General features: G+C 70.5%; 22 protein-coding genes. 11 read left to right on the top strand and 11 right to left on the bottom strand.

Annotated features, from left to right (window positions below):
• Positions 1 to 218: 218 nt before the first annotated feature.
• Positions 219 to 1,316, bottom strand: coding sequence for a hypothetical protein (locus tag AC1KAT_RS18200; RefSeq protein ID WP_480328388.1), 1,098 nt, complete (start codon positions 1,314 to 1,316; stop codon positions 219 to 221).
• Positions 1,313 to 1,915, bottom strand: a complete 603-nt coding sequence (locus AC1KAT_RS18195; RefSeq protein ID WP_480328387.1) for a sigma-70 family RNA polymerase sigma factor — start codon at positions 1,913 to 1,915, stop codon at positions 1,313 to 1,315. Before AC1KAT_RS18195 ends, AC1KAT_RS18200 begins: the two co-directional genes overlap by 4 nt.
• Positions 1,916 to 2,146: 231 nt before the next feature.
• Between AC1KAT_RS18195 and AC1KAT_RS18190 the strand changes: the two genes are divergently transcribed.
• Positions 2,147 to 2,545 carry an Ig-like domain-containing protein gene (locus AC1KAT_RS18190; protein ID WP_480328386.1) on the top strand — a complete coding sequence of 133 codons (399 nt, stop codon included), beginning with the start codon at positions 2,147 to 2,149 and terminating at the stop codon, positions 2,543 to 2,545.
• Between the two features lie 3 nt (positions 2,546 to 2,548).
• Here AC1KAT_RS18190 and AC1KAT_RS18185 read toward each other — a convergent pair whose 3' ends face one another.
• From AC1KAT_RS18185 to AC1KAT_RS18160, 6 genes are all read right to left on the bottom strand, one after another.
• Positions 2,549 to 3,076, bottom strand: a complete 528-nt coding sequence (locus tag AC1KAT_RS18185; protein ID WP_480328385.1) for a hypothetical protein — start codon at positions 3,074 to 3,076, stop codon at positions 2,549 to 2,551.
• Between the two features lie 44 nt (positions 3,077 to 3,120).
• Positions 3,121 to 4,374, bottom strand: coding sequence for an OmpA family protein (locus AC1KAT_RS18180; protein WP_480328384.1), 1,254 nt, complete (start codon positions 4,372 to 4,374; stop codon positions 3,121 to 3,123).
• Positions 4,371 to 6,137, bottom strand: coding sequence for a serine/threonine protein kinase (locus AC1KAT_RS18175; protein WP_480328383.1), 1,767 nt, complete (start codon positions 6,135 to 6,137; stop codon positions 4,371 to 4,373). The genes AC1KAT_RS18180 and AC1KAT_RS18175 overlap by 4 nt, the downstream gene beginning before the upstream one ends.
• Positions 6,138 to 6,359: 222 nt before the next feature.
• Complete coding sequence (locus AC1KAT_RS18170) at positions 6,360 to 7,025, bottom strand: alpha/beta hydrolase (protein ID WP_480328382.1); 666 nt, start codon at positions 7,023 to 7,025, stop codon at positions 6,360 to 6,362.
• Between the two features lie 25 nt (positions 7,026 to 7,050).
• The gene (locus tag AC1KAT_RS18165; RefSeq protein ID WP_480328381.1) at positions 7,051 to 7,365 is read right to left on the bottom strand and encodes a DUF2322 family protein; all 315 of its coding nucleotides are present in this window, start codon (positions 7,363 to 7,365) and stop codon (positions 7,051 to 7,053) included.
• A gap of 103 nt (positions 7,366 to 7,468) precedes the next feature.
• The gene (locus AC1KAT_RS18160) at positions 7,469 to 8,803 is read right to left on the bottom strand and encodes a DUF445 domain-containing protein (RefSeq protein WP_480328380.1); all 1,335 of its coding nucleotides are present in this window, start codon (positions 8,801 to 8,803) and stop codon (positions 7,469 to 7,471) included.
• Positions 8,804 to 8,971: 168 nt separating this feature from the next.
• Here AC1KAT_RS18160 and AC1KAT_RS18155 point away from each other — a divergent pair, with 168 nt between their 5' ends.
• From AC1KAT_RS18155 to AC1KAT_RS18145, 3 genes are all read left to right on the top strand, one after another.
• A complete protein-coding gene (locus AC1KAT_RS18155) occupies positions 8,972 to 10,231 on the top strand; it encodes a class I SAM-dependent methyltransferase (RefSeq protein WP_480328379.1) in 1,260 nt (419 codons plus the stop codon).
• Positions 10,232 to 10,385: 154 nt separating this feature from the next.
• Positions 10,386 to 12,056 (top strand): carboxylesterase/lipase family protein, encoded by a 1,671-nt coding sequence (locus AC1KAT_RS18150; RefSeq protein ID WP_480328378.1) that lies wholly within the window; start codon positions 10,386 to 10,388, stop codon positions 12,054 to 12,056.
• 209 nt (positions 12,057 to 12,265) lie between these two features.
• Entirely contained in the window at positions 12,266 to 12,805 is a 540-nt protein-coding gene (locus AC1KAT_RS18145) for a pyridoxamine 5'-phosphate oxidase family protein (protein ID WP_480328377.1), read from the top strand.
• A 57-nt stretch (positions 12,806 to 12,862) separates the two neighbouring features.
• Here AC1KAT_RS18145 and AC1KAT_RS18140 read toward each other — a convergent pair whose 3' ends face one another.
• Together AC1KAT_RS18140 and AC1KAT_RS18135 are read right to left on the bottom strand one after the other, a co-directional pair.
• Positions 12,863 to 13,786, bottom strand: a complete 924-nt coding sequence (locus AC1KAT_RS18140; RefSeq protein WP_480328376.1) for a YihY/virulence factor BrkB family protein — start codon at positions 13,784 to 13,786, stop codon at positions 12,863 to 12,865.
• Positions 13,787 to 13,802: 16 nt separating this feature from the next.
• On the bottom strand, positions 13,803 to 14,246 hold the full coding sequence (locus AC1KAT_RS18135) for a CBS domain-containing protein (RefSeq protein ID WP_480328375.1): 444 nt from the start codon (positions 14,244 to 14,246) through the stop codon (positions 13,803 to 13,805).
• 164 nt (positions 14,247 to 14,410) lie between these two features.
• On the opposite strand from AC1KAT_RS18135, the gene AC1KAT_RS18130 reads away from it, so the two are divergent.
• Both AC1KAT_RS18130 and AC1KAT_RS18125 read left to right on the top strand, forming a co-directional pair.
• On the top strand, positions 14,411 to 15,178 hold the full coding sequence (locus tag AC1KAT_RS18130) for a fumarylacetoacetate hydrolase family protein (RefSeq protein WP_480328374.1): 768 nt from the start codon (positions 14,411 to 14,413) through the stop codon (positions 15,176 to 15,178).
• A gap of 82 nt (positions 15,179 to 15,260) precedes the next feature.
• Positions 15,261 to 16,415, top strand: coding sequence for a thiolase family protein (locus tag AC1KAT_RS18125; protein ID WP_480328373.1), 1,155 nt, complete (start codon positions 15,261 to 15,263; stop codon positions 16,413 to 16,415).
• Positions 16,416 to 16,449: 34 nt separating this feature from the next.
• On the opposite strand, the gene AC1KAT_RS18120 is transcribed toward AC1KAT_RS18125, so the two are convergent.
• Positions 16,450 to 17,049 (bottom strand): TetR/AcrR family transcriptional regulator, encoded by a 600-nt coding sequence (locus tag AC1KAT_RS18120; RefSeq protein ID WP_480328372.1) that lies wholly within the window; start codon positions 17,047 to 17,049, stop codon positions 16,450 to 16,452.
• Positions 17,050 to 17,404: 355 nt separating this feature from the next.
• Between AC1KAT_RS18120 and AC1KAT_RS18115 the strand changes: the two genes are divergently transcribed.
• Genes AC1KAT_RS18115 through fdxA form a run of 5 tightly spaced genes read left to right on the top strand, consistent with a single transcriptional unit; the run spans position 17,405 to position 21,537 of the window.
• A complete protein-coding gene (locus AC1KAT_RS18115) occupies positions 17,405 to 18,238 on the top strand; it encodes a GntR family transcriptional regulator (protein WP_480328371.1) in 834 nt (277 codons plus the stop codon).
• A 16-nt stretch (positions 18,239 to 18,254) separates the two neighbouring features.
• Positions 18,255 to 19,982: a fumarate reductase/succinate dehydrogenase flavoprotein subunit gene (locus AC1KAT_RS18110; RefSeq protein WP_480328370.1), complete on the top strand. Its 1,728-nt coding sequence runs from the start codon at positions 18,255 to 18,257 to the stop codon at positions 19,980 to 19,982.
• 34 nt (positions 19,983 to 20,016) lie between these two features.
• Positions 20,017 to 20,250, top strand: a complete 234-nt coding sequence (locus AC1KAT_RS18105) for a 4Fe-4S dicluster domain-containing protein (protein ID WP_480328369.1) — start codon at positions 20,017 to 20,019, stop codon at positions 20,248 to 20,250.
• Positions 20,251 to 20,257: 7 nt separating this feature from the next.
• On the top strand, positions 20,258 to 21,211 hold the full coding sequence (locus AC1KAT_RS18100; RefSeq protein ID WP_480328368.1) for a HEAT repeat domain-containing protein: 954 nt from the start codon (positions 20,258 to 20,260) through the stop codon (positions 21,209 to 21,211).
• On the top strand, positions 21,208 to 21,537 hold the full coding sequence (fdxA, locus tag AC1KAT_RS18095) for a ferredoxin FdxA (protein WP_480328367.1): 330 nt from the start codon (positions 21,208 to 21,210) through the stop codon (positions 21,535 to 21,537). Before AC1KAT_RS18100 ends, fdxA begins: the two co-directional genes overlap by 4 nt.

Here is a 21,537-nt window from a genome sequence, read left to right as displayed (position 1 = left end):
AGCCCGCTGGCAGCAGGCCAATTTGGACGCTTCTGTCGCAAAACCCTGTTGTTGCCCTGGGTAAATGCCAAGGCAAGCTTTTGCACGCCCATCTCAAAATTGCCCCGGGCGGCTGGGTCCACAGCCAGTCGTCTGTCTCTACTTCTGTGGGTGAGTTCGGGAGGGGCCCACCAGGCACCCTCCCTTTTTTTGTGCGTCGTGCAAAACGAAGCCTGCGCTCACTGTTTTGTTTCTCTCAGCAACTTCAACAGCACCTCGCGCTGAGTGGGTGTGAGCGGCACCCGCAGCGTGCCGCCACCGGGCATCCGCCAGTCCATGTGCTCGGCGCCGACCTGCCAGCTGTGGCGCACACCGTCGGGCCCGGTGAGGGCGAGCCGGGCCAGCGCGGGCCCGCCGCTTGGCGCCGACACCGGCTGCCAGCGCAGGCCCGCCACCCCCGCGCCCAGCGCGCGCAAGGTGGCGGCGCCGTCCACGGTCTGTGGCTCGGTGCCTACGCCCAGCGCAAGAGAGGCCTGCCACGCGCCGGGGGTCGATTCGACGGCGCGGCGCAAGGTGCCCAGCGGGTCGCCCGACAACCCGGCCAGCTCGCGCTTGGCCTCTTGGTCGGCGAACGATTCGGCCCGGCGCTCGGCCGCGGCCTTGGCGCGCGCCACTGCCCCAGCCGGTGCGGCGGCCACCGGGGCGGGCGCTGTGCGCTCGCGGGCGGCGTCGGCGCTGGCGAGGGGGGGCGCGGCCTGTGACGACTCGGCCAGTTCGGCCGCCGGGGCCGGCGCGGGGGCCTGCGCCACGACGGGCGGCGGTGGGGCCTCGGGGCGGGCGGGGGCTGCGTCGGCGGCTTCGCTGCGGGGCGCGGGGCGGGCCGGGATGGGCGTCGCGTCGGTGCGCCGCGTCGCGGCCTTCGCAGGCGCCTCGGCGCGGGGCGGGGCGACGGGCGATGGCTCGGCTGTCGGGGCTGGGGCCGCCGGCGCCGGGGCGCGCGCTTCCACCGGCGCCTGGGCGATGGTCGGGCCGTCGGCCCAGGGCGGATCGGCCGGCAGCGGCTGGCTCCACCAGATCCAGCCGCCGAGCACGGCCACCATCACCCCGGCGAACCCGCTCGCCACCGGCGGCCGGGCCATCACGGCCAGCCATTCGCCCAGGCGCGCGGGCCACGGGCTTCGGCGGGGGGACGGCGCGGCGAGTGGCGCGCGGGCCGCGTCGAGGATGCGTCGGCTCAGTGCGTCGGGCGCACGCAGCGCGGCATCGGGTGCGTGGCGCAGGGCGGCGCGCAGGTGCGCGTCGGGTGCGTCGTCGCCGGGGCGTTGCGGCGCGCTCATCGGGCCGGGCCCTCCAGCGGCGCGAGGTAGGCGCCCATGCAGGCGCGCAGCTTGGCCATCGCGTAGCGCAGCCGGGTCTTGGCGGTCTCGAAGCCGACCTCCAGCGCCTGCGCCACCTCGGCCAGCGCGAGGCCGTCTTCGTGGTGCAAGAGAAAGGCGCTGCGCTGCGCCAGCGGCAGTTCGTCGAGGCAACCCAGCAGCCGCTCGCCGGCGCGCCGCCAGAACGCCACGTCTTCGCCGGTCGGCGCCGAGGCCGGGGCGGGTGATGGCCACTGCTGCCAGGCGGCGCCGGTGTCGGCCGGCTCCCAGGGCGTGTCGTCGGCGTGGGCATCGACCGAGACCTCGCGGCCGCTGCGCCGCCACACGTCGATCACCCGGTGGTGCGCGAGGGTGAACAGCCAGGTGCGAAAGCTCGCGCCCTGCGGCTGCCAGCGGGCGCGGGCGTTCACCACGCGCAGCCAGGTGTCCTGGAAGACCTCGTCGGTCTGCGCCGCGAGCGCCGGGCCGAGCAGGCGGCGCACGAAGCGGTACAGGCCGGCTTCGTGGCGGGCGTAGAGGTGTTCGAAGGCGGTGGCGTCGCCACCGGCGTACGCGGCCATGAGCTCGTCGTCGGTTGAGGAAGTGAGGGTGGGGCGTGCGGCCATCGGGGCCGCAGTCTGCCTCAGCTGATACGGCCGGCGCGCGTGAAGCGGGTGAAATGCAAGGCCTGGGGGCCGTCAGACCCCGGCGCATCGCGGCCGCGAGATGCGGCGCACGGCAGCTCGGTTGACGGGGAATGTCCGAGCCCGCGACGCTGGGCGGCTGGGCGCCTGCGGCGTAGGATCGTCGGCATGAAGCCCGTTCCCCTGCCCCGCCGCCGAACGCTGGGTGCCGTGACCGCCGCGCTGCTGCTGGCGGCCTGTGGCGGCGGCATCTACTACAGCGACGGCGGCTACGACGACGTGCCGCCCGATGTGTCCATCGCCGCGCCCGACGAGGCGACCGCCGGCAGCGCCGTGCGCCTCATTGCGGCGGCCGCCGACGACTACAGCGGCGTCTACCAGGTGGCCTTCTACCGCCTCGACGGCAGCACCGCCGTGCTGCTGGGCACCGACCGCAGCCGGCCCTACGAGTGGACGATGACCGTGCCCAGCGACGGCCGCAGCTTCGTGGACGTGTTCGCCTGGGCCGAAGACCGCGAAGGCAACGAGCGCGACAGCGCCGTGCAGCGCATCGAGATCGTCCCCTGACGCTCAGTCGGCCTTGGGCGCCGACACCCCCGGCTCCACCGACACCGGCAGCCCGCACAGCGAGGGCTCGGCCGGCCCGAAGCGCTTGTCAAAGGCCTCGGCGCTGATGCGCAGGTAGGGCTCGGGGTACTGCCGTTCGGCGACCTGCGCGCAGGTGAGGCGCCGACCGGCGGTTTCATAGACCTTGTCGCCGCACAGCAGCAGCCCGCGCCGGTTGGCCCACAAGATTTGGGGGCAAGGTGAGCGCGACTCGGCGCCGCACACATAGGTATCGGTCAGGTGCTCGCCCCGCACGCGCCCACGGATGTGCCCCTGCGCGACCTCGCCGCCGCCCGGTGCCTGCGGCACGCGCGTCAACGCGCCGCAGACCTTGTCGCCCTGCTGTTCGAGCCGGTAGCCGAAGCAGACCCCGGGGGCGACGGTGCAGTTTTCCCAGTGGCCGGTGAAGCTGGGGGCGTCGGCGCCTTGCGCGAGGCCGGTGGCGATCAACAGGCCCAGGCCCAGGGCCTGCGGCCAGCGAAAAGGTGTCATGCGGTGTCTCCGGTGAAGCGCCCGTGCGGCGCCTTCGGGACGGCTCAACCGCAGGGCACGATCTTGAATTCGACGCGCCGGTCGAGCGCGTCCACGGCATTGTCGGTGCCGCTGCCGACCAGGTTCTGGCGGAAGCCCATGCCGGCGGCCTTGCTGCGGCTGGCGAGTTCGCTGGCCTCGGCGATCAGCCGTTGGCGGATCACCCCGGCGCGTTGCAGCGAGAGCGCGTCATTGGTCGCCTCGGAGCCGGTGCGGCTGGTGTGCCCGACCACGTCGAAGCAGGCCTTGCTGGCCTTGGCCTCTTTGGCGATCTGGCGCAGCCACATGCCGTAGGGGCCGCTCACGCGGGTGTCGGACCAGAACTCCGTGCTGCCCGGGTTGAACAGGAACTTCACCCCCAGCTCGTTGTTGGCGATGCCCATCGCCACCACGCGGCCGAAGGCCTGTTCGGCGTCGGTCGTGCGGCCCAGCTTGGCGTTGCTCAGGTACACGCCGTTGACCGAGCGCAGCTGCTCGCCCTCTTTCGTGGCCGCGGCCGTGCGGTACTGCGTCAGCGCTTCCTGGTAGCGCTCGGCGTTGTAGTTCGAGGTGGCCTCGTTGATGACGGTGGCCGAGCCCAGGCGGTCAAGGTAGGTCTTGTCGCCGCTGTCGCCGGGGCGCGCGGTCGAGGTGCGGATGTAGCCCTCGACGACCGGGTCTTTCACGACCACCGGGCTGTCGCGGTAGTAGGGCAGCGGGGTGCTGTCGAGCCCTTCGTTGCGCGCGACGGCCGAGGCCTGCGCGACCACCTTGCTGGTGGCCAGCTCGGTCAGCGCAAGGTTGATGCGCTGCGAGGCCTTGCCCTTTTGCGCCTGCTGGCGCGTCATGGTGCCGGTCAGCAGGTACTGTGCCTTCGGGATGTTGGCCGCTTCGAAAGGCAGCACCTCGAACTGGCTGCCGAACTCGGACGTGAGCCGGTCGCGTACCTTGCGTTCGAGTAGTTGCGTGGCCGTGGTCTGCTGGCCGGAGCCGCTGTCGAGCATCGGGTCGAACATGACGCCGCGCCGTGCCACCAGGCCCGACGAGGCCATCTTCGATTCCATCTTGCCCAGGAAGCCGGGCAGCTTCTGGGTCTGCTTGACCAAGCCGTCGGTGGCTTCGACCACGGCTTGGTCGAACGGCAGCTCTTCGTTGATCACGACGGCCTGCGGCGCGGCGCAGCCCGCCAGCCCGCCCAGCGTGGGGACGAGCGCGGCGAGGGCCAGCAGCAGGGCCGGACGGAACGGCGGGCGGAGGGACGGTGCGGTGTGCATGTTCATTGACATTCCCTTTTCAAGAAACGGAGCTCTTCAGGCGCCAGGGGTTCGAGCGAGGCTTTTTGCAGGATTTCGGCGCAACGCGCGGGGGCCCCGCCGCCCCGCCCCCCCGGGGCAGCCTCGGCCGTGGGGCGTGCAGTGGCCACAGCCGATTTCTCGCGCACGACGCGCACCGGCGTTTCGCGCGCGGGCGGGGCCGGGCTCGCCGCGGCGCGTGGCGCGGGGGCCGGTTCGATGGCGGCGGGCGCTGTGACGACGGGCGACGGTGCGGGCGATGCCAACGCCGCCGGCGGGGGCGCTGGTTCGGGCGCCGGTGCCGGGTTGGCGACCGGGGCGATGGCCGGCCCCTCGGCGGCCGGCGTCACCACGGCCTCGACGGGCGGGCTGACCACCGCTGCCGTCGGGGTGGATTTGCCGTCCCAATGCCAGGCCACCACCGCGAGCACGCTGGCAACGGTGACCAGGCCGATGCCGGCGTAGGCCGCCGGGCGGCGGTCTTTGCGGGGCGCGGGGGCGGATTCGGGCGCCTCGGCCGACATCGGCATCCAGGTCTGGGCGGACGTGTTCGTGCGCGGCGTGGGCACGGGGGACACCGGAGGCTGGGCGGGGGCGGGTGACGGCGGCGGTTCGGTGGGCACGACAGGTGCCACCGACACCGCGGCCGGGGCTCGCGCGGGCGGCACGAGGTCAGGCCGGGTGGGCGCGTCCGGCACCGTCGGGGTCAGCGTGTGGATTGCGGGTTCGGCGGGCAGGTCGGCGCGCGCTGGCGCCGGTGAGGTGGTGATCGGCACATCGACGCCGCCGCCGGCGTCGAGCAACTCGCGGAATTCGGCCACGCTTTGCGGGCGCTCGGAGGGCTGCACCCGCAGCGCCGCGTCGATGGCGCGCAGAAAGCCTTCGCTGTAGCGCCCCGCGCCGATCTCGACGGCGGGCTGGAGCCGGTCGCCCATCAGCCGTTCGATCGACGAGGGCGGTGTCTTGCCGCCGATGGCGTAGTGCATCACGCAGGCCAGCGCGTAGAGGTCGGTCCACGCGCCTTGCGACATGGTCGGTGCGTCGCCGTACTGCTCGATCGGCGCGTAGCCGGGCTTGAGCACGACCGTCAGCGCGTGCGTCATGTCGCTCACGACGCGCCGCGCGGCGCCGAAGTCCAGCAGCAGCGGGCCGCTGTCGGTGAGCAGGATGTTGTCGGGTGCGATGTCGCGGTGGTAGCAGTGCGCCGCGTGCATCACCGACAGCGCGTCGAGCAGCGGGTGCAGCCAGTGGCGCAGCGCCTGCTCGCTGGGCGGCTGGCGCATGTCGGACAGCGCGCGTTTGAGCGTGGGGCCTTCGTAGTACGGCATCACCATGTAGGCGGTGCCGTTGGCCTCCCAGAAGCGATAGACCTTCACCAGCGCCGGGTGGTCGAAGCGCGCCAGCAGCCGGGCTTCGTTGACGAAGCTCTTGAGGCCGGCGACGAAGGTGTCCACATGCCGGTTCGAGCGCGGGGCGACGGTCACCGAGCCGCTGGCGCGCGAGGCCAGCGACGAGGGCATGTATTCCTTGACTGCGACGCGGCGTTCGAGCGACGGGTCCCAGGCCAGGTAGACGATGCCGAAGCCGCCTTCGCCGATCAGCCCGGTGATTTCGAATTCACCGAGCCGCGTGCCCTCGGGCAGCGTGTGGCCGAACACCGAGGAGCTGGCGACGAAGTCGGGCCGACCCGCCGGCGGCGCCGAAGCGGGCCGGATGACGGTGCGCTCGTCGTCGGGTGGAGGCTGGGTCATGGGCGGGGTGCCTGCGGTGCCCGCCGTGACGGTGGACGGGCCTTGGCCGCGAAGCGGGCGCTCGATTGTGGCGGCATCGTGCCGGCCCGGCACCCCCCAACGGGCGGACGCGACCCCCTCAATTGCGCAGGTGGATGACGACCCCTCGCTTGACGGGTCCGCCACGCGGGCCGGCTTGGGGGCGGCCCGGCGCTCGGCCCGCGCTTCAGTTGCCCCGGCGGCTCAGGCCGGCGCCAGCACCCGCAGCAGCCAGCGGTTCAGCTCGGCGATCTCTTCGAGGCACAGCGTGTGCTCCATCGCGTACTCGTGCCATTCGACGCGGTGGCCCAGACCGACCAGCGCATCGCGTGCGGCCAGCCCGCGTGCCACCGGCACCACCGGGTCGGCGCTGCCGTGGGCCAGGAAGACCGGCGTCTGCGCGTTGGCGGCATGGCGCTCGACCGTCGTCAGCGCGGCCAGCGGCAGGTAGCCCGACAGGCCGGCCAGCCCGGCCAGCCGCTCGGGAAAGCGCAGGCCCGTCATCAGCGTCATCGCGCAGCCTTGCGAGAAGCCGGCCAGCACGATGCGCGAGGCGGGCACGCCGCGGGCCATCTCGCGGCGGATCAGCGCGTCGATGTCTTCCTGCGACTTGCGCAGCCCGGCTTCGTCTTCGCGGCGCGCGAGGTCGGTGCCGAGGATGTCGTACCAGGCCGGCATGATGTAGCCGCCGTTGATCGTGACGGGGATCTCGCGCGCATGCGGCAGCACGAAGCGCACGTCGCCAACGGTGTCGAGGTCGAGCGCCTCGCACACCGGCTCGAAGTCGCTGCCATCGGCGCCCAGGCCGTGCAGCACGATCACACTGGCGCGCGGTGAGTCGCCGGTTTGCAGTTCGATGGCGTCGAGCATGGGTCGGTCTTTCAGTGAAGGGGGTTCAGGCCGGGCGTGGCGTGGCGCGCAGCGCCGGGGCGCCGGCGGCGATGGCCAGCAGGCGGTCGATGTTCGGGTGCTTGCCGGGGTGGGCACGCGCGTCGTCGGTGTGTTCGGCGTACAGGCGCAAGCCCTCTTCGGCCGCCGCTGCGTCGATGCCGCCGAAGCGTGCGGCCAGCGCCGCATAGACCGCCAGCGAGCCGGCCTGGCCGGGCTTGTTTTCGATCAGCCCGGCGGGCTGGCCCCGGGCGTCGGTGAGTTCGAGCGCGGCGAGGTGGGCGATGGACGGCAGGGTCTGGAGGTGGTCGGCGAAGGCCATGGGTGCGGGTGAAGAAATGATGACAAGCGGGGCGGACGAACCGCGCATTGTGCCCAGCAGGGGGCTGCTCGCGTGACCGGCGGTGACACCCGCCGGGCGCTGGTCACATCGCCCGCGCCAGCTCGGTCACGGTGTGGATCAGCAGCCCGATCAAGCCGCCCACCAGCGTGCCGTTCAGGCGCACGAACTGCAGGTCGCGGCCGATGTTCAGCTCCAGCTCGCGGGTCAGCTCTTCGGTGTTCCAGCCGTCCACCCGGTCGACGATCAGGCGGCGGATGTCTTCGCGGTAGCGCTCGATCCACGGCGGCGCGGCCGTCGTCAGCTGGTCGTTGATCCACTGGCGCATCGGCGCGTCGGCGTAGAGGCGGTCGCCCAGGCCGCGCGCCATGCCGGCGATGCGCTGGCGCAGCGTCGAGTCGTCGGCGGCGAGGTCGTCGTGCAGCCAGGCCAGCAGCTCGCCCCACAGGCCATGCAGGTATTCGGCCAGGTGCGGGTGGGCGATCAGCTCGTCCTTCAGCGCCTCGACTTTCAGGCGGAAGGCGGGTTCGGTCTTGAGCTTGTGGATCACCTCGTCCACGAAGGCGTCGAAGCGCTGCCGCAGCGGGTGGGCCGGGTCTTCGCTCAGCTCACCGATCAGCCGGGCGATGCCGGCGACGATCTTGCGCGTGGCCATGCGGCCGGCCACGTTGTCGAGGCCCACATAGCGCAGGTACTTCAGCTCGGCGGCGATCACGTCGGCGATCTGCGCCTGCAATTCCTCGTTGTCGAGCCGCTGCGCCACGTGCACCAGCACGTCGTCAAGCAGTGCCTGGTGGCGGCGGTTCGTGGTGAGCGCATCCAGCAACTGCCCGGCCAGCGCCGACACGTCCATGCGCGCCAGGCGGGTCAGCGCGGTTTCGCGGATGAACCGGCGCACGCGGTCGTCGTCGAGCGCGGTGAGCGCGTAACGCAGCGCGGCGGTGAGGTGCTGCCCCACCTGCGCGGCGTGCGCCGGGTGCGCGAGCCAGCCGGCGAGCTTGGCCGCCGGGTCGAAGCTGCGCAGCTTGTCCATCACCTGCGCCGTGCCCAAAAAGTGGTTGCAGATGAAATTGGCGAGGTTGCGTCCGATGCGCGCCTTGTTGCGCGGAATGATCGCCGTGTGCGGAATCGGCAGCCCGAGCGGGTGGCGAAACAGCGCCACCACCGCGAACCAATCGGCAATCGCGCCGACCATCGCCGCCTCGGCAAAGGCCGCGACGTAGGCCCAGGCGGCGTGGCGCGGCTCCAGCGCACTGGCCAGCGCGTACAGCAGCGCGGCCACCAGCAACAACGCGAGCGCCAGGCGCTTCATCGCACGCAGGCCCCGGGCCTGCTGCGCGGCAGCGGGGGCGTCGCCCACCAGCAGGGCAGGTGTGTCGTCGGCGCGGTCGGACGCGCAGGGCAAGGTGTCTCGGGTCACGCACGGCAGTGTGGCGCAGGCCGGGCGCAATGGCGCGAGCGGGGCCTTGGGGCGCGGTGCATGGGTGCGCGCGGGCGAGGTTCATTGCGCCCACGCCCAGGGCTTTCGGGGGCGATTCCTACAATGGCGGCCCTCCTTTGCAGGCGCCGGTTCGCGGCGCGGCCCCCGGTGTCCGACCCCCACACAAGCCCCCCTTCCGCTGCGGCCGACGCCCAGGCGCGCGAACGCTTCTTCGCCGCCCTGCGCGAGGCGATCGACGGCGACCGGCTGCTCAAGCTCGTGCTCGCCAAACCGCGCGGCGACGCCCCGGTCGACCTGCGCCGCGTGACCGTGCGGCCGGTGCGGCTGAAGGGGCAGCCGCAGCTGAGCTGCGTGTCCACCCACGCCACGCGCGACCTGACCAAGAACCTGTCCCCACGCGAAGGCCTGGCGTGGATCGACCGCGTGCTCGGTGCCGAATTCGGCCACGCCCACCTGATGACCGCCGACGAAGAGTTGCAGCTGCTGATCAGCAAGAAGGGCAAGTACACGCTGCAACGCCATGCCGTCGAACGCGCGGACGACGAGGGCTCGCCAGACAGCGACCGTGCCCCTGACCGCGCCCACGACCGAGAAAAGCACCGCCACGTGCCGCTCGACCGGCCGTTTCTCGCCGCGCTCGGCGTCACGCAGGCCGACGGCCGCCTGGTGCCGGCGATGGCCCGCAAGTGGAAGCAGATCGACAAGTTCGTCGAGGTGTTCGCGCATGCGCGGGCCTCGTCCACGCTGGCGCAGGCCCGGCAGGTGCGTGTGGTCGATTTCGGCTCGGGCAAGGGCTACCTCACCTTCGCCGTGCACGACCACCTGCGCCGCCAGGGCGTGGACGCCCAGGTCACCGGCGTCGAGCTGCGGCCCGACATGGTCCAGCTGTGCAACCGCGCCGCCGCGTCGGTCGGTGCCGAGGGCCTGCGCTTCGTCGAGGGTGACGTGCGCAGCCACGACCCCGGCCCCATCGACGTGATGATCGCGCTGCACGCCTGCGACACCGCGACCGACCACGCCATCCACCTGGGCGTGCGCGCCGGGGCCGAGGTCATCCTGTGCTCGCCCTGCTGCCACAAGGAAGTGCGCCCGCAGCTGATGACGCCGCACCCCTTGCGTCCCCTGCTCAAGCACGGCGTGCACCTCGGGCAAGAGGCCGAGATGCTGACCGACGGCCTGCGCGCCCTGCTGCTCGAATGGGCCGGCTACGAGACCCAGGTGTTCGAGTTCATCTCGCTCGAACACACCAACAAGAACAAGATGATCCTGGCCGTCAAGCGCGCCGCCGGGCGTGACGACACCGCCCGCGCGGCCGTGCTGTCGCAGATTCAGGACATCAAGGGTTTCTACGGGGTGCGCGAGCAGTGCCTCGAAACGCTGCTGCTGAAACAGGCAAACCTCCTCTGAAGACGCGTGTCGTAAGTTCTTGAGCGAGCGTGACGCGTGTCGCGTTTGAGACCCTTGCTTACGGGTTTGCCGGCAGTGCACGCCCCCCGTTCTGCTCCATAGACTGCGCCGCACGATCGCCTGGTCCATCAGGCGGGTCCTTTCTGGAGAGCACATGAAATTGATGAACACCCTCGGGCGTTGGGGCGCCCTCACCGCCGTCGCGATGGCACTGGTCGCCTGCGGCGGCGGCGATGACAACGACGGCACGCCGGTCGTGACCACCACGTCCGGCCAGGTCGTGGGCAACCGAGAAGCGACGATGGACGCGTACCTGGGCATCCCGTACGCGGCACCCCCGACAGGTACCCAGCGCTGGCGCGCGCCGCAGAACCCGGCCTCATGGACCGGCGTGCGAAAGACCCAGGCCTTCGGCAACCACTGCCCGCAAGCCGGCACGGCCTTCGGTGCTGCTTCGACCAACGAAGATTGCCTGTACCTGAACGTCTACACGCCCAAGACCCCGGGCCCGCACCCGGTGATGGTGTGGATCCACGGTGGCGCGTTCTACCTGGGCCTGAGCAATGGCTACAACCCGCAGCGCCTGGTGGACCAAGGCACCGTCGTGGTCACGCTCAACTACCGCTTGGGCGCGCTGGGTTTCATGTCGCATGCGGCCCTGTCGGCCGAGCAAAGCGGCAGCTCGGGCAACTATGGCCTGATGGACCAGCAGAAAGCGCTGCGTTGGGTCCAAGACAACATCGCCGGCTTCGGCGGCAACAAGGACAACGTCACCATCTTCGGTGAGTCGGCTGGCGGATTCAGCGTGCACTCGCACCTCGCCTCTTCGGGCTCGACCGGTTTGTTCCACAAGGCCATCATCATGAGCGGTGCCTATGCGCTGGCCGTGGGTGCCCAAGACACGCTGGCCGCTGCCGAGACCAAGGGCGGCACCGTGGCAACTGCGGCGGCCACGATCCTGACCGCTGCGGGCGTACCTTCGACGGCATGCACAACCGCCGCCTGCCTGCGCGCGCTGCCCGTGAACGTGCTGCTCGGTGCGCAGCAATCGGCCTGGCCTTCGGGGCCTATCCCGTCGGTGGACGGTTCGGTGCTGACGCAGACGGTGCTTGCACGCCTGACGGCTGGAACCCACAACCGCGTGCCGGTCATCCAGGGCAACACGCGCGACGAATGGCGCCTGTTCGTGGCGCTGGACGAAGTGACCCCCACCTCGGTGACGGCGCCGTGGAAGGGCTCCCCGGTGCTGGCGGCCAACTATGTGCAAGCCATTGGTGGAACTTTCCCCTACCTGACGCAGGCGCCGTTCCCGTCGGACTTCGTCTCCACCACCCTGGCGGGCGTGCTGTACCCCGCGGCGTCCTACAACAGCTCACCTTCGGCGACCGACGGTGCGAGCCTCGGCCTCGGCGCCATTGGCACGGACCTGCTGTTCGCCTGCAATGCGCGCTGGTCCTCGAAGCTGCAAGAGCCGCATGCCTCGGTCTACGCCTACGAGTTTGCGGATCGCACGGCGCCGTCGGTCTTCCCGGACGCGGCGATCTCGTTCGATCAAGGGGCCCAGCACACCAGTGAACTCGCCTACCTGTTCGACTTGCCCGGCAAGACGCTGACATCGACGCAGCAGGCGGTGGCCGCTTCGATGGTTTCGCACTGGGCGCGCTTTGCCCGCACGGGCAGCCCGACGGCGACTGCCGCCGACTGGCCGGCCTGGGGTTCGAGCGACTCGGTGATGCGCTACAACGCCGACGGCACCGCGCTCCAAGCCGACGCCACGTTCGCTGCCGCACACTGGTGCTCGGTGTGGACGCCGGGCATCAACTGATCCCCTGGCACCTCGGCCCTTCGGGGCCGTGTCCGAAGCCCGCCACTGGCGGGCTTTTTCCATTTCGGGCGCCAGCTTTGCGCCGAGGCTGCGGTCAAATTTTCCGAACGCCTTGCCTGTCCGCGTCCGCGGCCAGACCCGTTTGCCCGGGGACACCCCGGGAACGCCGCCTGCTCCATACCTGCGGGTCTCATCACCAACGAGCACGCATGGGTCTGCACCTTCCCTTCTGGAGCCGCAAGGACGAGAACGCCGAACAAGGGCTGGCGCTGATCTCGGCTTTGGTGGACGGCCACCGCCGCTGTGTGCTGACCACGCGCTCACGCGTTGGCGAGCCGCATGCGCGCAAGCTGCGGCTGTCGAACTACGCGCTGGGCTCGGTCACTTCGCTGATGTTCGTCGTGCCCAAGGGCAGCGATGTGGCGGTCGATGTGCAACGCGACCCGCACGTGGTGCTGTCGATGCTGGACCCGCGCAGCGGCCGACTGGTGCACCTCGAAGGCCTGGCAACGCTGTTCGACGGCCACCACAGCCCCGTCTACCTGCACCCGAGCGTGCGCGGGCCGCAGTTGCACGTGGTTGCGGGCGAGGTGGACTTCGCCCTGCTGCGGGTCGAGATCCAGCTCGTGGATGGCGAGCTGCACGAGACGCAGCCGCCCGCCGACATCGACCTCGGCCTGCCCGAGGTGCGCCATCCCGTGCCGGCCGTGACGGCCGCCACCACCTTTTTGCGCAACCTCTTGTCGTGAACGGCCAGGGCACGGCGTTTCAGCGCGCCGTGGCGGCGCGCGGGTGGCAGCCCAGGCTCAGCCGGCGGTCAATGGGGCCGACCGGGCCGGCACGGCAGTCGCCGGACCGGGCCGCGCCTGACCGCGGCGCGAGCCGAAGGTGTGCGCATAGACCCAGGTGAACTCGGCCCCCAGCAGGAAGATCTGCGCCGAGTAATAGACCCACACCAGCACCACCGCCAGCGAGCCGGCCGCGCCGAAGGCCGAGGTGACGCTGCTCTTGCCGATGTACAGCCCGATGAGCACCTTGCCGATCGTGAACAGCAAGGCGGTCACTCCGGCGCCGATCCACACATCGCGCCAGGCCACGTGCACGCGCGGCATCACCTTGTAGATCATCGCGAAGACGGCGGTCACCAGGCCGAAGCTGAGCACGAAGTCGAGCGATTGCGCGATCCGTTCCCAGCCCGCGAAGACGGGTGCCCACCACTTGCCCAGCGCCGACAGGGCCGCGCTCAGCACCAGCGACACCATCAGCAGGAAGCCGATGCCGAGGATCATGCCGAACGACAGCAGCCGCGCGCGCAGCAGGCCCCACAGGCCGCTGGTCTGCTCACGTGCGGGCGCACGCCAGATGCGGTCCAGCGCGTCTTGCAGCTCGCCGAACACAGTGGTCGCCCCGACCAGCAGCACCACAGTGCCCACCGCCGTGGCGATGGCGCCTTCGGTGGGCTTGTTGACGCTCTGCAGGAGCGACTGGATGGCACTCGCCCCCTCGTCGCCCATCAGGCCACGCAGCTGGCCGAAGATTTCGCCGGTGGCCGCTTCTTGGCCGAACACGAGCCCCGCGACCGAGATGACGATCAGCAGCAGCGGCGCCACCGAAAACATCGTGTAGTACGCGAGCGCGGCGCCCATGCTGGGCGCGTAGTCGTCCACCCACGACGAGGCGGCCTGCTTCAGCAGCCGCCCGATCGTGGCGAGTCGCGCAGCGACCTTCACGGCGGGCGGCGCCGGCTCAGGCCAGCGCAGTGGGGGCTTCGCTCGGCTGCGAGATGTCGCGCAGCGCCTCGTCGGTGTGGCCGGACTGGCGGGTGGCCAGGTCGCCCAGCGAAACGATGCCGACGATCTCGCGTGCGCGGTTCAGCACCGGCAGGCGGCGCACCTGCGCATCGCCCATCTTCTGCAGCACGTCTTCGACATCGTCGTCTTCGGCGCAGGACAGCGTCTGCGACGTCATGGCCTCGCTCACCGGCGTGTCGGCCGGGATCTTGTTGAACGCGGTGGCGCGCACGGTGATGTCGCGGTCGGTGATGATGCCGCGCAGCGCCTCGCCGTCGAAGACCGGCAGCGAGCCCACGTCGAGCTGGCGCATCAGTTCGGCCGCGCGTTGCAGGCTTTCGTCGGGTCGCACGACGATCACGTGGCGCGTTACGACATCCGAGATTCGGGTACGGGGCATGGTGTGTCTCCTGAGGTGCTGGCGCAAGGCCGGGTTCAGGCCAGCATAGGCAGCGTCCGTGGCCGGGTCAGTCGGCGCGGGCCCGCGCGCGCTGTGGGAGCTGTCCGACAACATCGGCCCTCTGCGAAGATGCGCGCGACCGTTTGCCACCCCCCGGAGACCGCATGCCCCCTGACATCGACGCCGTGATCGACGCCCTGGTGCAGGCCCATCGCACCCACGGCGTGGCCGATGCCGGGCCGCTGGCCCGCGCCGTGCTCACGCCCGACGACGCCTACCTCGTGCAAGAGGCCGTGTGGCGCGAACTCGGCCGCGACGACACCGGCGCCGTGCCGCGGCACTGGAAGTCGGGCGCCGCCTCGCGCAGCGCCGTGGTCACGCATTCGCCCCTGCCTGCGCATGGGGTGCACGCCAGCCCGGCCGACGCCCGCGCATGGCCGCTGCACCACCGCCTCGTCGAAGCCGAGATCGCCTTGCGCCTCGGCCGCGACGTGGACTCTGCGCTCGCCGCCACGCTCGACCTCGGCGGCGCCTGCGCGCTGATCGACGCGGTGGCCGTGGCCATCGAGCTGGCCGACTCGCGCTGGCAGCAGGCCTTCCAGGCCCCGCCCCTGCTGCGCATGGCCGACCTGCAATCGCACGCCGCGCTGGTGCTCGGCGCCTGGCAGCCGTATGCGCCGCGCGACTGGCTGGCCCAGCCCTGCCGCGTGGGCATTGGCGCCACCGTCACCGAGCACCCCGGCGCGCACAGCTGCGGCGACCCGGCCTGGGTGCTGCCCGAGTGGCTGCGCCACGCCACGCGCGACGGCGGCACGCTGCGCGCCGGCAGCGTGGTGACCACCGGCAGCTGGTGCGGCGCGCGCGTGGCACGGCCGGGCGAGGCGGTGTGCGTGCAGTTCGACGGCCTCGGGCGGGTCGATATCCAGTTCTGACCCGCGCGTGCGGCCATCGCGTGCGACCGGCCCGGCATGTTGATATGATGATCATCATCCAATCAACCGACGGAGCCCCGCCATGTCCCATCCCGCCGCTCAACAAGCCGTGATCGCCGGCTACGTTCGCACCCCGTTCCACTTCGCCAAGAAAGGCCAGCTCATCGACGTGCGGCCCGACGACCTGGCGGCGGTGGCGGTGAAGGCCCTGGTCGAACGCACGCAGGTCGATGCAAAAGACATCGAAGACCTGATCCTCGGCTGCGCCTACCCCGAGGCCGAGCAGGGCGACAACATGGCGCGCCGCGTCGCGCTGCTGGGCGGCCTGCCGCTCGAAGTGGCCGGCACCACCGTCAACCGCTTCTGCGGCTCGGCGATGACGGCCATCCACATCGCGGCCGGGCAGATCGCCATCGGTGCCGGCGAGGTGTTCGTCTGCGGTGGGGTCGAGTCGATGACGCGCGTGCCGCAGGGCGGCTTCACCAAGGCGCCGAACCCGCTGCTGCAAGACCCGGCGATCAACGCCTACATCAGCATGGGCCAGACCGCCGAGAACGTGGCCCAGCGCTGGCACGTGCCGCGCGCCGAGCAAGAAAAGCTCGCGCTGGCCTCGCACCAGAAGGCCGCGGCCGCGCAGGCCGCCGGCCGGCTCGCCGACGAGATCGCCCCCGTCACCACGCCCAGCGGCGCGGTGGTCAGCGCCGACGGCTGCATCCGCCCTGGCACCACGCTCGAAGCGCTGGCCGCGCTGAAGCCGGCGTTCGGCGAAGGCGGCGTGGTGACCGCGGGCACGGCGTCGCCGCTGACCGACGGTGCGGCGATGGTGCTGGTGTGCTCGGCCGCCTACGCGCAGGCGCACGGCCTGCCGGTGCTGGCGAAGATCGTCTCGACCGCGGTGGCCGGCTGCGCCCCCGACGTGATGGGCATGGGCCCGGTGCCGGCCACGCGCAAGGCGCTGCAACGCGCTGGGCTGTCGATCGACCAGATTGACCTCGTCGAGATCAACGAGGCCTTCGGCAGCCAGGCCCTGGCCTGCATCTGCGAGCTGGAGATTCCGTTGGAGAAGGTCAACCTCGACGGCGGCGGCATGGCCATCGGCCACCCGCTGGGCGCCACCGGCGCGCGCATCACCGGCAAGGCCGCCGCGCTGCTCAAGCGCGAAGGCAAGCGCTACGCGCTGGCCACGCAGTGCATCGGCGGCGGGCAGGGCATCGCGACGATCCTCGAAGCCGTGTGAGCTGGGGTCACCCCGGGCCCCGCGGGCCCGCGGTTCACTCGCGCGGCGCGGCCGGCAGCCCCAGCCGCGCCCGCAGCGCATGGCGTGAGGCCCGCAGGATGTCGGCCGAGCGCGCCGGGTCGGCGATCGAGCGCGCAAGCACCATCGCCCCGACCAGCTCCGACAGCACCGACACGGCCAGCAGCCCCGGCTCGGCGTGCCCCAGGCCTTCGAGCCGCTGCGCGATGGCGGTGGTGACGCGCGCGGCGCCGCGCTCGAAGGCGGCACGCGCCTCGGCCGTCAGGCGCGGCAGGTCGGCCGAGATCGTCGGCAGCGGGCAGCCCGCGCCGCGCTCGTCGCGGTGCTGCGGCGACAGGTAGAAGCCCACGTAGCGCGCCAGCGCCTCGCCCGGCGCGCGGCCGTCCATCAGCGCCTCGATCTGCGCCAGCGCCTCGTCGAACATCTGGTCGATGGCGGCCACCAGCAGTTCGTCTTTCGACGCGAAGTGGGCGTAGAAGCCCCCGTGCGTCAGCCCGGCCTTCGCCATCAACGCCGCCACCGCCACCCGGTCGGGCCCCTGCTCGCGGATCGAGGCGGCGGCTTCCTTCAGCACCCGCGCCCGCGTGCGTTGCTTGTGTTCGGCGTCGTAGCGCATCGGGTTCTCCTTGAAATGACGGGTGTCATCTTAAGCGTGAGGGCCGGTGTTTGGTGAGGCGAGCTGGGGGCGAGAGGTTCAACGCCAAGGCGCCAAGAACGCCAGGAACCCAACGAAAGCGTCGCACGCCCTGCCGAGCGCGGGCACCACCAAGGCGCTTTTCCTTGCGACCTTTGCGTCTTGGCGCCTTGGCGTTGAAAAAGAACCCGCCCGACCTCCGACACCCCCTTGGCACACCGCTTGCGTAGGCATGACTTGTCATAACAAGTTGGCGGCCAACGTGAACAAGTCTGGTGCTTTTTCAACACCGCGCCTCGTTTCCGGGCAGGGGTCTGGTGCAAATGCAGCAACGCCGTTGCAAACGCAATCGCCGGTGCCGCTGTACGCGCAGATCAAAGACATCCTGCGCGGCCGCATCCTCGACGGCAGCTACCAGCCGCACCAGCAGATGCCGTCCGAGGCCGAGATGATCGCGGCCTTCGACGTCAGCCGCATCACGGTGCGCCAGGCGCTGAACGACCTCGCCAACGAGGGGCTGATCTTCCGCATCCACGGCAAGGGCACCTACGTGTCCAAGCCCAAGGCCTTTCAAGAACTCGGCCGGCTGCAGGGCTTCGGCGAAGCGATGCGGCCGATGGGCTACGAGACCTTCTCGCGCGTGCTGTCGCTCAAGAGCGTCACGCCGACGACGCAGGTGCAAGAGCGCCTGCAGCTGCCCAAACGTGCCAAGGTGACCGAACTGCGCCGCGTGCGCTTTCTGAACCGCGAGCCGATCTCGCTCGACGTGACCTACGTGCCGCTCGCCATTGGCCAGCGCCTCGCCAAGGAAGACCTCGCCGCGCGCGACGTGTTCGTCATTCTCGAAAACGACTGCGGCCTCGCGCTCGGCCACGCCGACCTGCAGATCGGCTCGACGCTGGCCGACGCCTCGCTGGCCACGCAGCTGAAGGTCGAAGAGGGCTCACCGGTGCTCTTTATCGAGCGCACCACGCACACGGCCGATGGCACGCCGATCGACTACGAGCACTTGTACTACCGAGGCGATTCCTTCCAATACAAGGTGCGCGTTGAACGGACCAACCCCGAGGCGACTTCGTCGCTTCCCCCTCCAGGGGGCGCCGCCAGCGGCCCGGCAAAGCCGGCTCCGCGGCCGCCGCGCGCCGGCACTTCCCCCTCCCCTCAGCGATGAACCAGGACGGCAAGCCATGAACACGATCGAACACGAGTACGACATCGTCATCGTCGGCGGCGGCACCGGCGGGCCCATGGCCGCGGTGAAGGCCAAAGAGAAGAACCCCAAGCTGCGCGTGCTGCTGCTCGACAAGGCCAACGTCAAGCGCAGCGGTGCGATCAGCATGGGCATGGACGGCTTGAACAACGCCGTCATCCCCGGCCACGCGACGCCCGAGCAGTACGTCAAAGAGATCACCGTCGCCAACGACGGCATCGTCGATCAGGCCGGCGTGATGGCCTACGCCGCCAACAGCTTCGCGATGATCGAAGAACTCGACCGCTGGGGCGTCAAGTTCGAGAAAGACGAAACCGGCGACTACTCGGTGCGCAAGGTGCACCACCTCGGCAGCTACGTGCTGCCGATGCCCGAGGGGCACCACATGAAGAAGGTGCTCTACCGCCAGTTGAAGCGCGCGCGGGTCGAGATCACCAACCGCGTGATCGCCACGCGGCTGCTCACCGGCCCGGGCGGCGAGGTCGCCGGCGTGATGGGCTTCGACTGCCGCACCGCCGAGTTCCACGTCATCAAGGCCAAGGCCGTGGTGATCTGCACCGGCGCGGCCGGGCGCCTGGGCCTGCCGGCCAGCGGCTACCTGTTCGGCACCTACGAGAACCCCACCAATTGCGGCGAAGGCCACGTGATGGCCTACCACGCGGGGGCCGAGCTGACCAACCTCGAGTGCTTCCAGATCAACCCGTTGATCAAGGACTACAACGGCCCCGCCTGTGCCTACGTCACCGGCCCGTTCGGCGGCTACACGTCGAACAACGCCGGCCAGCGCTTCATCGAGTGCGACTACTGGAGCGGCCAGATGATGATGGAGTTCTTCAACGAACTCGAAGGCGGCAAGGGCCCGGTGTTCTTGAAGCTCGACCACCTGGCCGAAGAGACCATCGGCGAGATCGAGCACATCCTGCACACCAACGAGCGCCCGAGCCGCGGTCGCTTCCACGAAGGCCGCAAGACCGACTACCGCAAGAGCATGGTCGAGATGCACATCTCGGAGATCGGCTTCTGCAGCGGCCACAGCGCCTCGGGCATCTGGACCAACGAGCGCGGCGAGTGCTCGATCCCGGGCCTGTACGCGGCGGGCGACTGCGCCAGCATCCCGCACAACTACATGCTGGGCGCCTTCGTCTACGGCAAGTTCTGCGGCGAGAACGCGGCCGACTATGTGAGCGGCATTTCACAGCCGGGCTTCTCGCAAGACAAGGTCGAGGCCGAGAAAGCGCGCGTGTACGCCCCGCTGGGCAAGACCGAAGGGCTCACGCCCTTCCAGGTCGAATACAAGACGCGGCGCATCGTCAACGACTACCTGCAGCCGCCCAAGGTCACGCGCAAGATGGAGATCGGCCTGCAGCGCTTCGACGAGATCCGCGAAGACCTGAACCACATGAGCGCGGCCGACCCGCACGAGCTGATGCGTGCGATGGAAGCGCACACGATCCGCGACTGCGCCGAGTTGGCCGCGCGCGCCTCGCTGTTCCGCACCGAGAGCCGCTGGGGGCTGTACCACCTGCGCGTGGACTGCCCGGCCAAGGACGACGAGAACTGGTTCTGTCACACCAACGTGACCAGCGACGAGAACGGCCACGCCGTGTTCCGCAAGCGCGAGGTTGAGCCCTATGTCGTCGAGCTGAACGAGCAAGAGAAGACGGCCTACCAGCGGCTGCGCGTGGCCAGCCCGGCCGCCGCGTGAGTGAACCCAGTCCAGACGAAGAAGGAGCCGAGCCATGACCATCACCATCACCCGAACCCAGGCCCCGGTCGTCATCGACGACGACAAGTGCATCGCCGAAAAGGGCTGCACCGTCTGCGTGGACGTGTGCCCGCTCGACGTGCTCGCCATCGACATGACCAAGAAGAAGGCCTTCATGAAGTTCGACGAGTGCTGGTACTGCATGCCCTGCGAGAAAGACTGCCCGACCGGCGCGGTGCGGGTGGACATTCCCTACCTGGTGCGATGAGGCCGGCATGGACACGATTCATGTGCGCCTGAAGAACCCCGACCCCGGCGTGCGCCGGCTTGCGGTGATCGACCTGCCCTACACCGACGAAGAAGACGACATCGCGCCGCTGCTGGTCGAGGCCTTGTCCGATGCCGACGCCGAAGTGCGCGCCGAAGCCGCCAAGGCCCTCGAAGGTTTCGAAGAGCCCGAGGTGTTGGCCGCGCTGGTGCCCTTGCTGAAAGACGCCGACCCGGCCGTGCGCGACGCGGTTGCTGCCACCCTCGGCGAGCTGAAAGAGCCCGCCTCGGCCGCCCACCTGCTGCCCTACCTGCGCGACGCCGACCCCGGCGTGCGCACCGCCGCCCTGCGCGCGGTGAAGGCGCTGCGGGTCGAGGCCGCGTTCGAGCCCGCGCTCGACGCCATCACCCACGCCGACGCCGCACTGCGCCGCGAGGCCGCCAGCGTGCTCGGCTACCTGAAGAAGCCGCAGGCCATCGGTGCGCTGACGCAGGCCGCGGCGCACGACAGCGATGCCGACGTGCGCCGCGTGGCCGTCGGCGCGCTGGGTTTTGCCGGCAGCTCGGCCGAGGTCAGCGTGCACCCGGCGCTGAGCCGCGCCATCGCCGACCCGGTGTGGCAGGTGCGCGAAGAGGCCGCGACCACCTTCGCCAAGCTCGGCTCGGCGCTGGGCGTGCCCGACCTCATCGACGCGATGGGTGACGCCTATTGGCAGGTGCGCGTGAAGGCCGCACGCAGCCTGGGCAAGCTGAAGGCCAAGCCGGCGGTGGATGCGCTCGCGGCGGCCCTCACGCACGAGGTCAGCAACCTGCGCAAAGAGGCGGTCATCGCGCTCGGCGAAGTGGGCGATGCGCGCGGCATCGTGCCGCTCGAAGGCGCGCTGCACGACGTGGACCCCGACGTGCGCAAGCTCGCCAAGCTGGCGCTGGCGAGCATCCAGATGGCGGGGGTGAAGGCATGACCCACGTCGTCACCGAAGCGTGCATCCGCTGCAAGTACACCGACTGCGTGTCGGTCTGCCCGGTCGATTGCTTTCACGAAGGCCCGAACTTCCTCGTCATCGACCCCGACGAGTGCATCGACTGCGGCGTGTGCATTCCCGAGTGCCCGGCCGAGGCCATCGTCGAAGAAACCGAGCTGCGCCCCGACCAGCGCGAGTACCTCGAACTCAACGCCCGGCTGGCCCCGTTGTGGCCGGTCATCACGCACCAGAAAGAGCCGCTGCCCGATGCCGATGCCTGGGCGCAGCGCAAAGACAAGAGAGCGCTGCTCAGCGAAGACGCCTGA

The organism is Piscinibacter sp. PDB5-1, assembly GCF_056676035.1.
Note: the sequence above shows the minus strand (reverse complement) of the source record. Positions and strands in the feature narration are given on the sequence as shown.

Coding starts and splice junctions, on each gene's coding strand:
- AC1KAT_RS18200 (WP_480328388.1), bottom strand. CDS start 1,316: ATGAGCGCGCCGCAACGCCCCGGCGACGACGCACCCGACGCGCACCTG.
- AC1KAT_RS18195 (WP_480328387.1), bottom strand. CDS start 1,915: ATGGCCGCGTACGCCGGTGGCGACGCCACCGCCTTCGAACACCTCTAC.
- AC1KAT_RS18190 (WP_480328386.1), top strand. CDS start 2,147: ATGAAGCCCGTTCCCCTGCCCCGCCGCCGAACGCTGGGTGCCGTGACC.
- AC1KAT_RS18185 (WP_480328385.1), bottom strand. CDS start 3,076: ATGACACCTTTTCGCTGGCCGCAGGCCCTGGGCCTGGGCCTGTTGATC.
- AC1KAT_RS18180 (WP_480328384.1), bottom strand. CDS start 4,374: ATGAACATGCACACCGCACCGTCCCTCCGCCCGCCGTTCCGTCCGGCC.
- AC1KAT_RS18175 (WP_480328383.1), bottom strand. CDS start 6,137: ATGACCCAGCCTCCACCCGACGACGAGCGCACCGTCATCCGGCCCGCT.
- AC1KAT_RS18170 (WP_480328382.1), bottom strand. CDS start 7,025: ATGCTCGACGCCATCGAACTGCAAACCGGCGACTCACCGCGCGCCAGT.
- AC1KAT_RS18165 (WP_480328381.1), bottom strand. CDS start 7,365: ATGGCCTTCGCCGACCACCTCCAGACCCTGCCGTCCATCGCCCACCTC.
- AC1KAT_RS18150 (WP_480328378.1), top strand. CDS start 10,386: ATGAAATTGATGAACACCCTCGGGCGTTGGGGCGCCCTCACCGCCGTC.
- AC1KAT_RS18145 (WP_480328377.1), top strand. CDS start 12,266: ATGGGTCTGCACCTTCCCTTCTGGAGCCGCAAGGACGAGAACGCCGAA.
- AC1KAT_RS18135 (WP_480328375.1), bottom strand. CDS start 14,246: ATGCCCCGTACCCGAATCTCGGATGTCGTAACGCGCCACGTGATCGTC.
- AC1KAT_RS18130 (WP_480328374.1), top strand. CDS start 14,411: ATGCCCCCTGACATCGACGCCGTGATCGACGCCCTGGTGCAGGCCCAT.
- AC1KAT_RS18125 (WP_480328373.1), top strand. CDS start 15,261: ATGTCCCATCCCGCCGCTCAACAAGCCGTGATCGCCGGCTACGTTCGC.
- AC1KAT_RS18120 (WP_480328372.1), bottom strand. CDS start 17,049: ATGCGCTACGACGCCGAACACAAGCAACGCACGCGGGCGCGGGTGCTG.
- AC1KAT_RS18110 (WP_480328370.1), top strand. CDS start 18,255: ATGAACACGATCGAACACGAGTACGACATCGTCATCGTCGGCGGCGGC.
- AC1KAT_RS18105 (WP_480328369.1), top strand. CDS start 20,017: ATGACCATCACCATCACCCGAACCCAGGCCCCGGTCGTCATCGACGAC.
- AC1KAT_RS18100 (WP_480328368.1), top strand. CDS start 20,258: ATGGACACGATTCATGTGCGCCTGAAGAACCCCGACCCCGGCGTGCGC.
- fdxA (WP_480328367.1), top strand. CDS start 21,208: ATGACCCACGTCGTCACCGAAGCGTGCATCCGCTGCAAGTACACCGAC.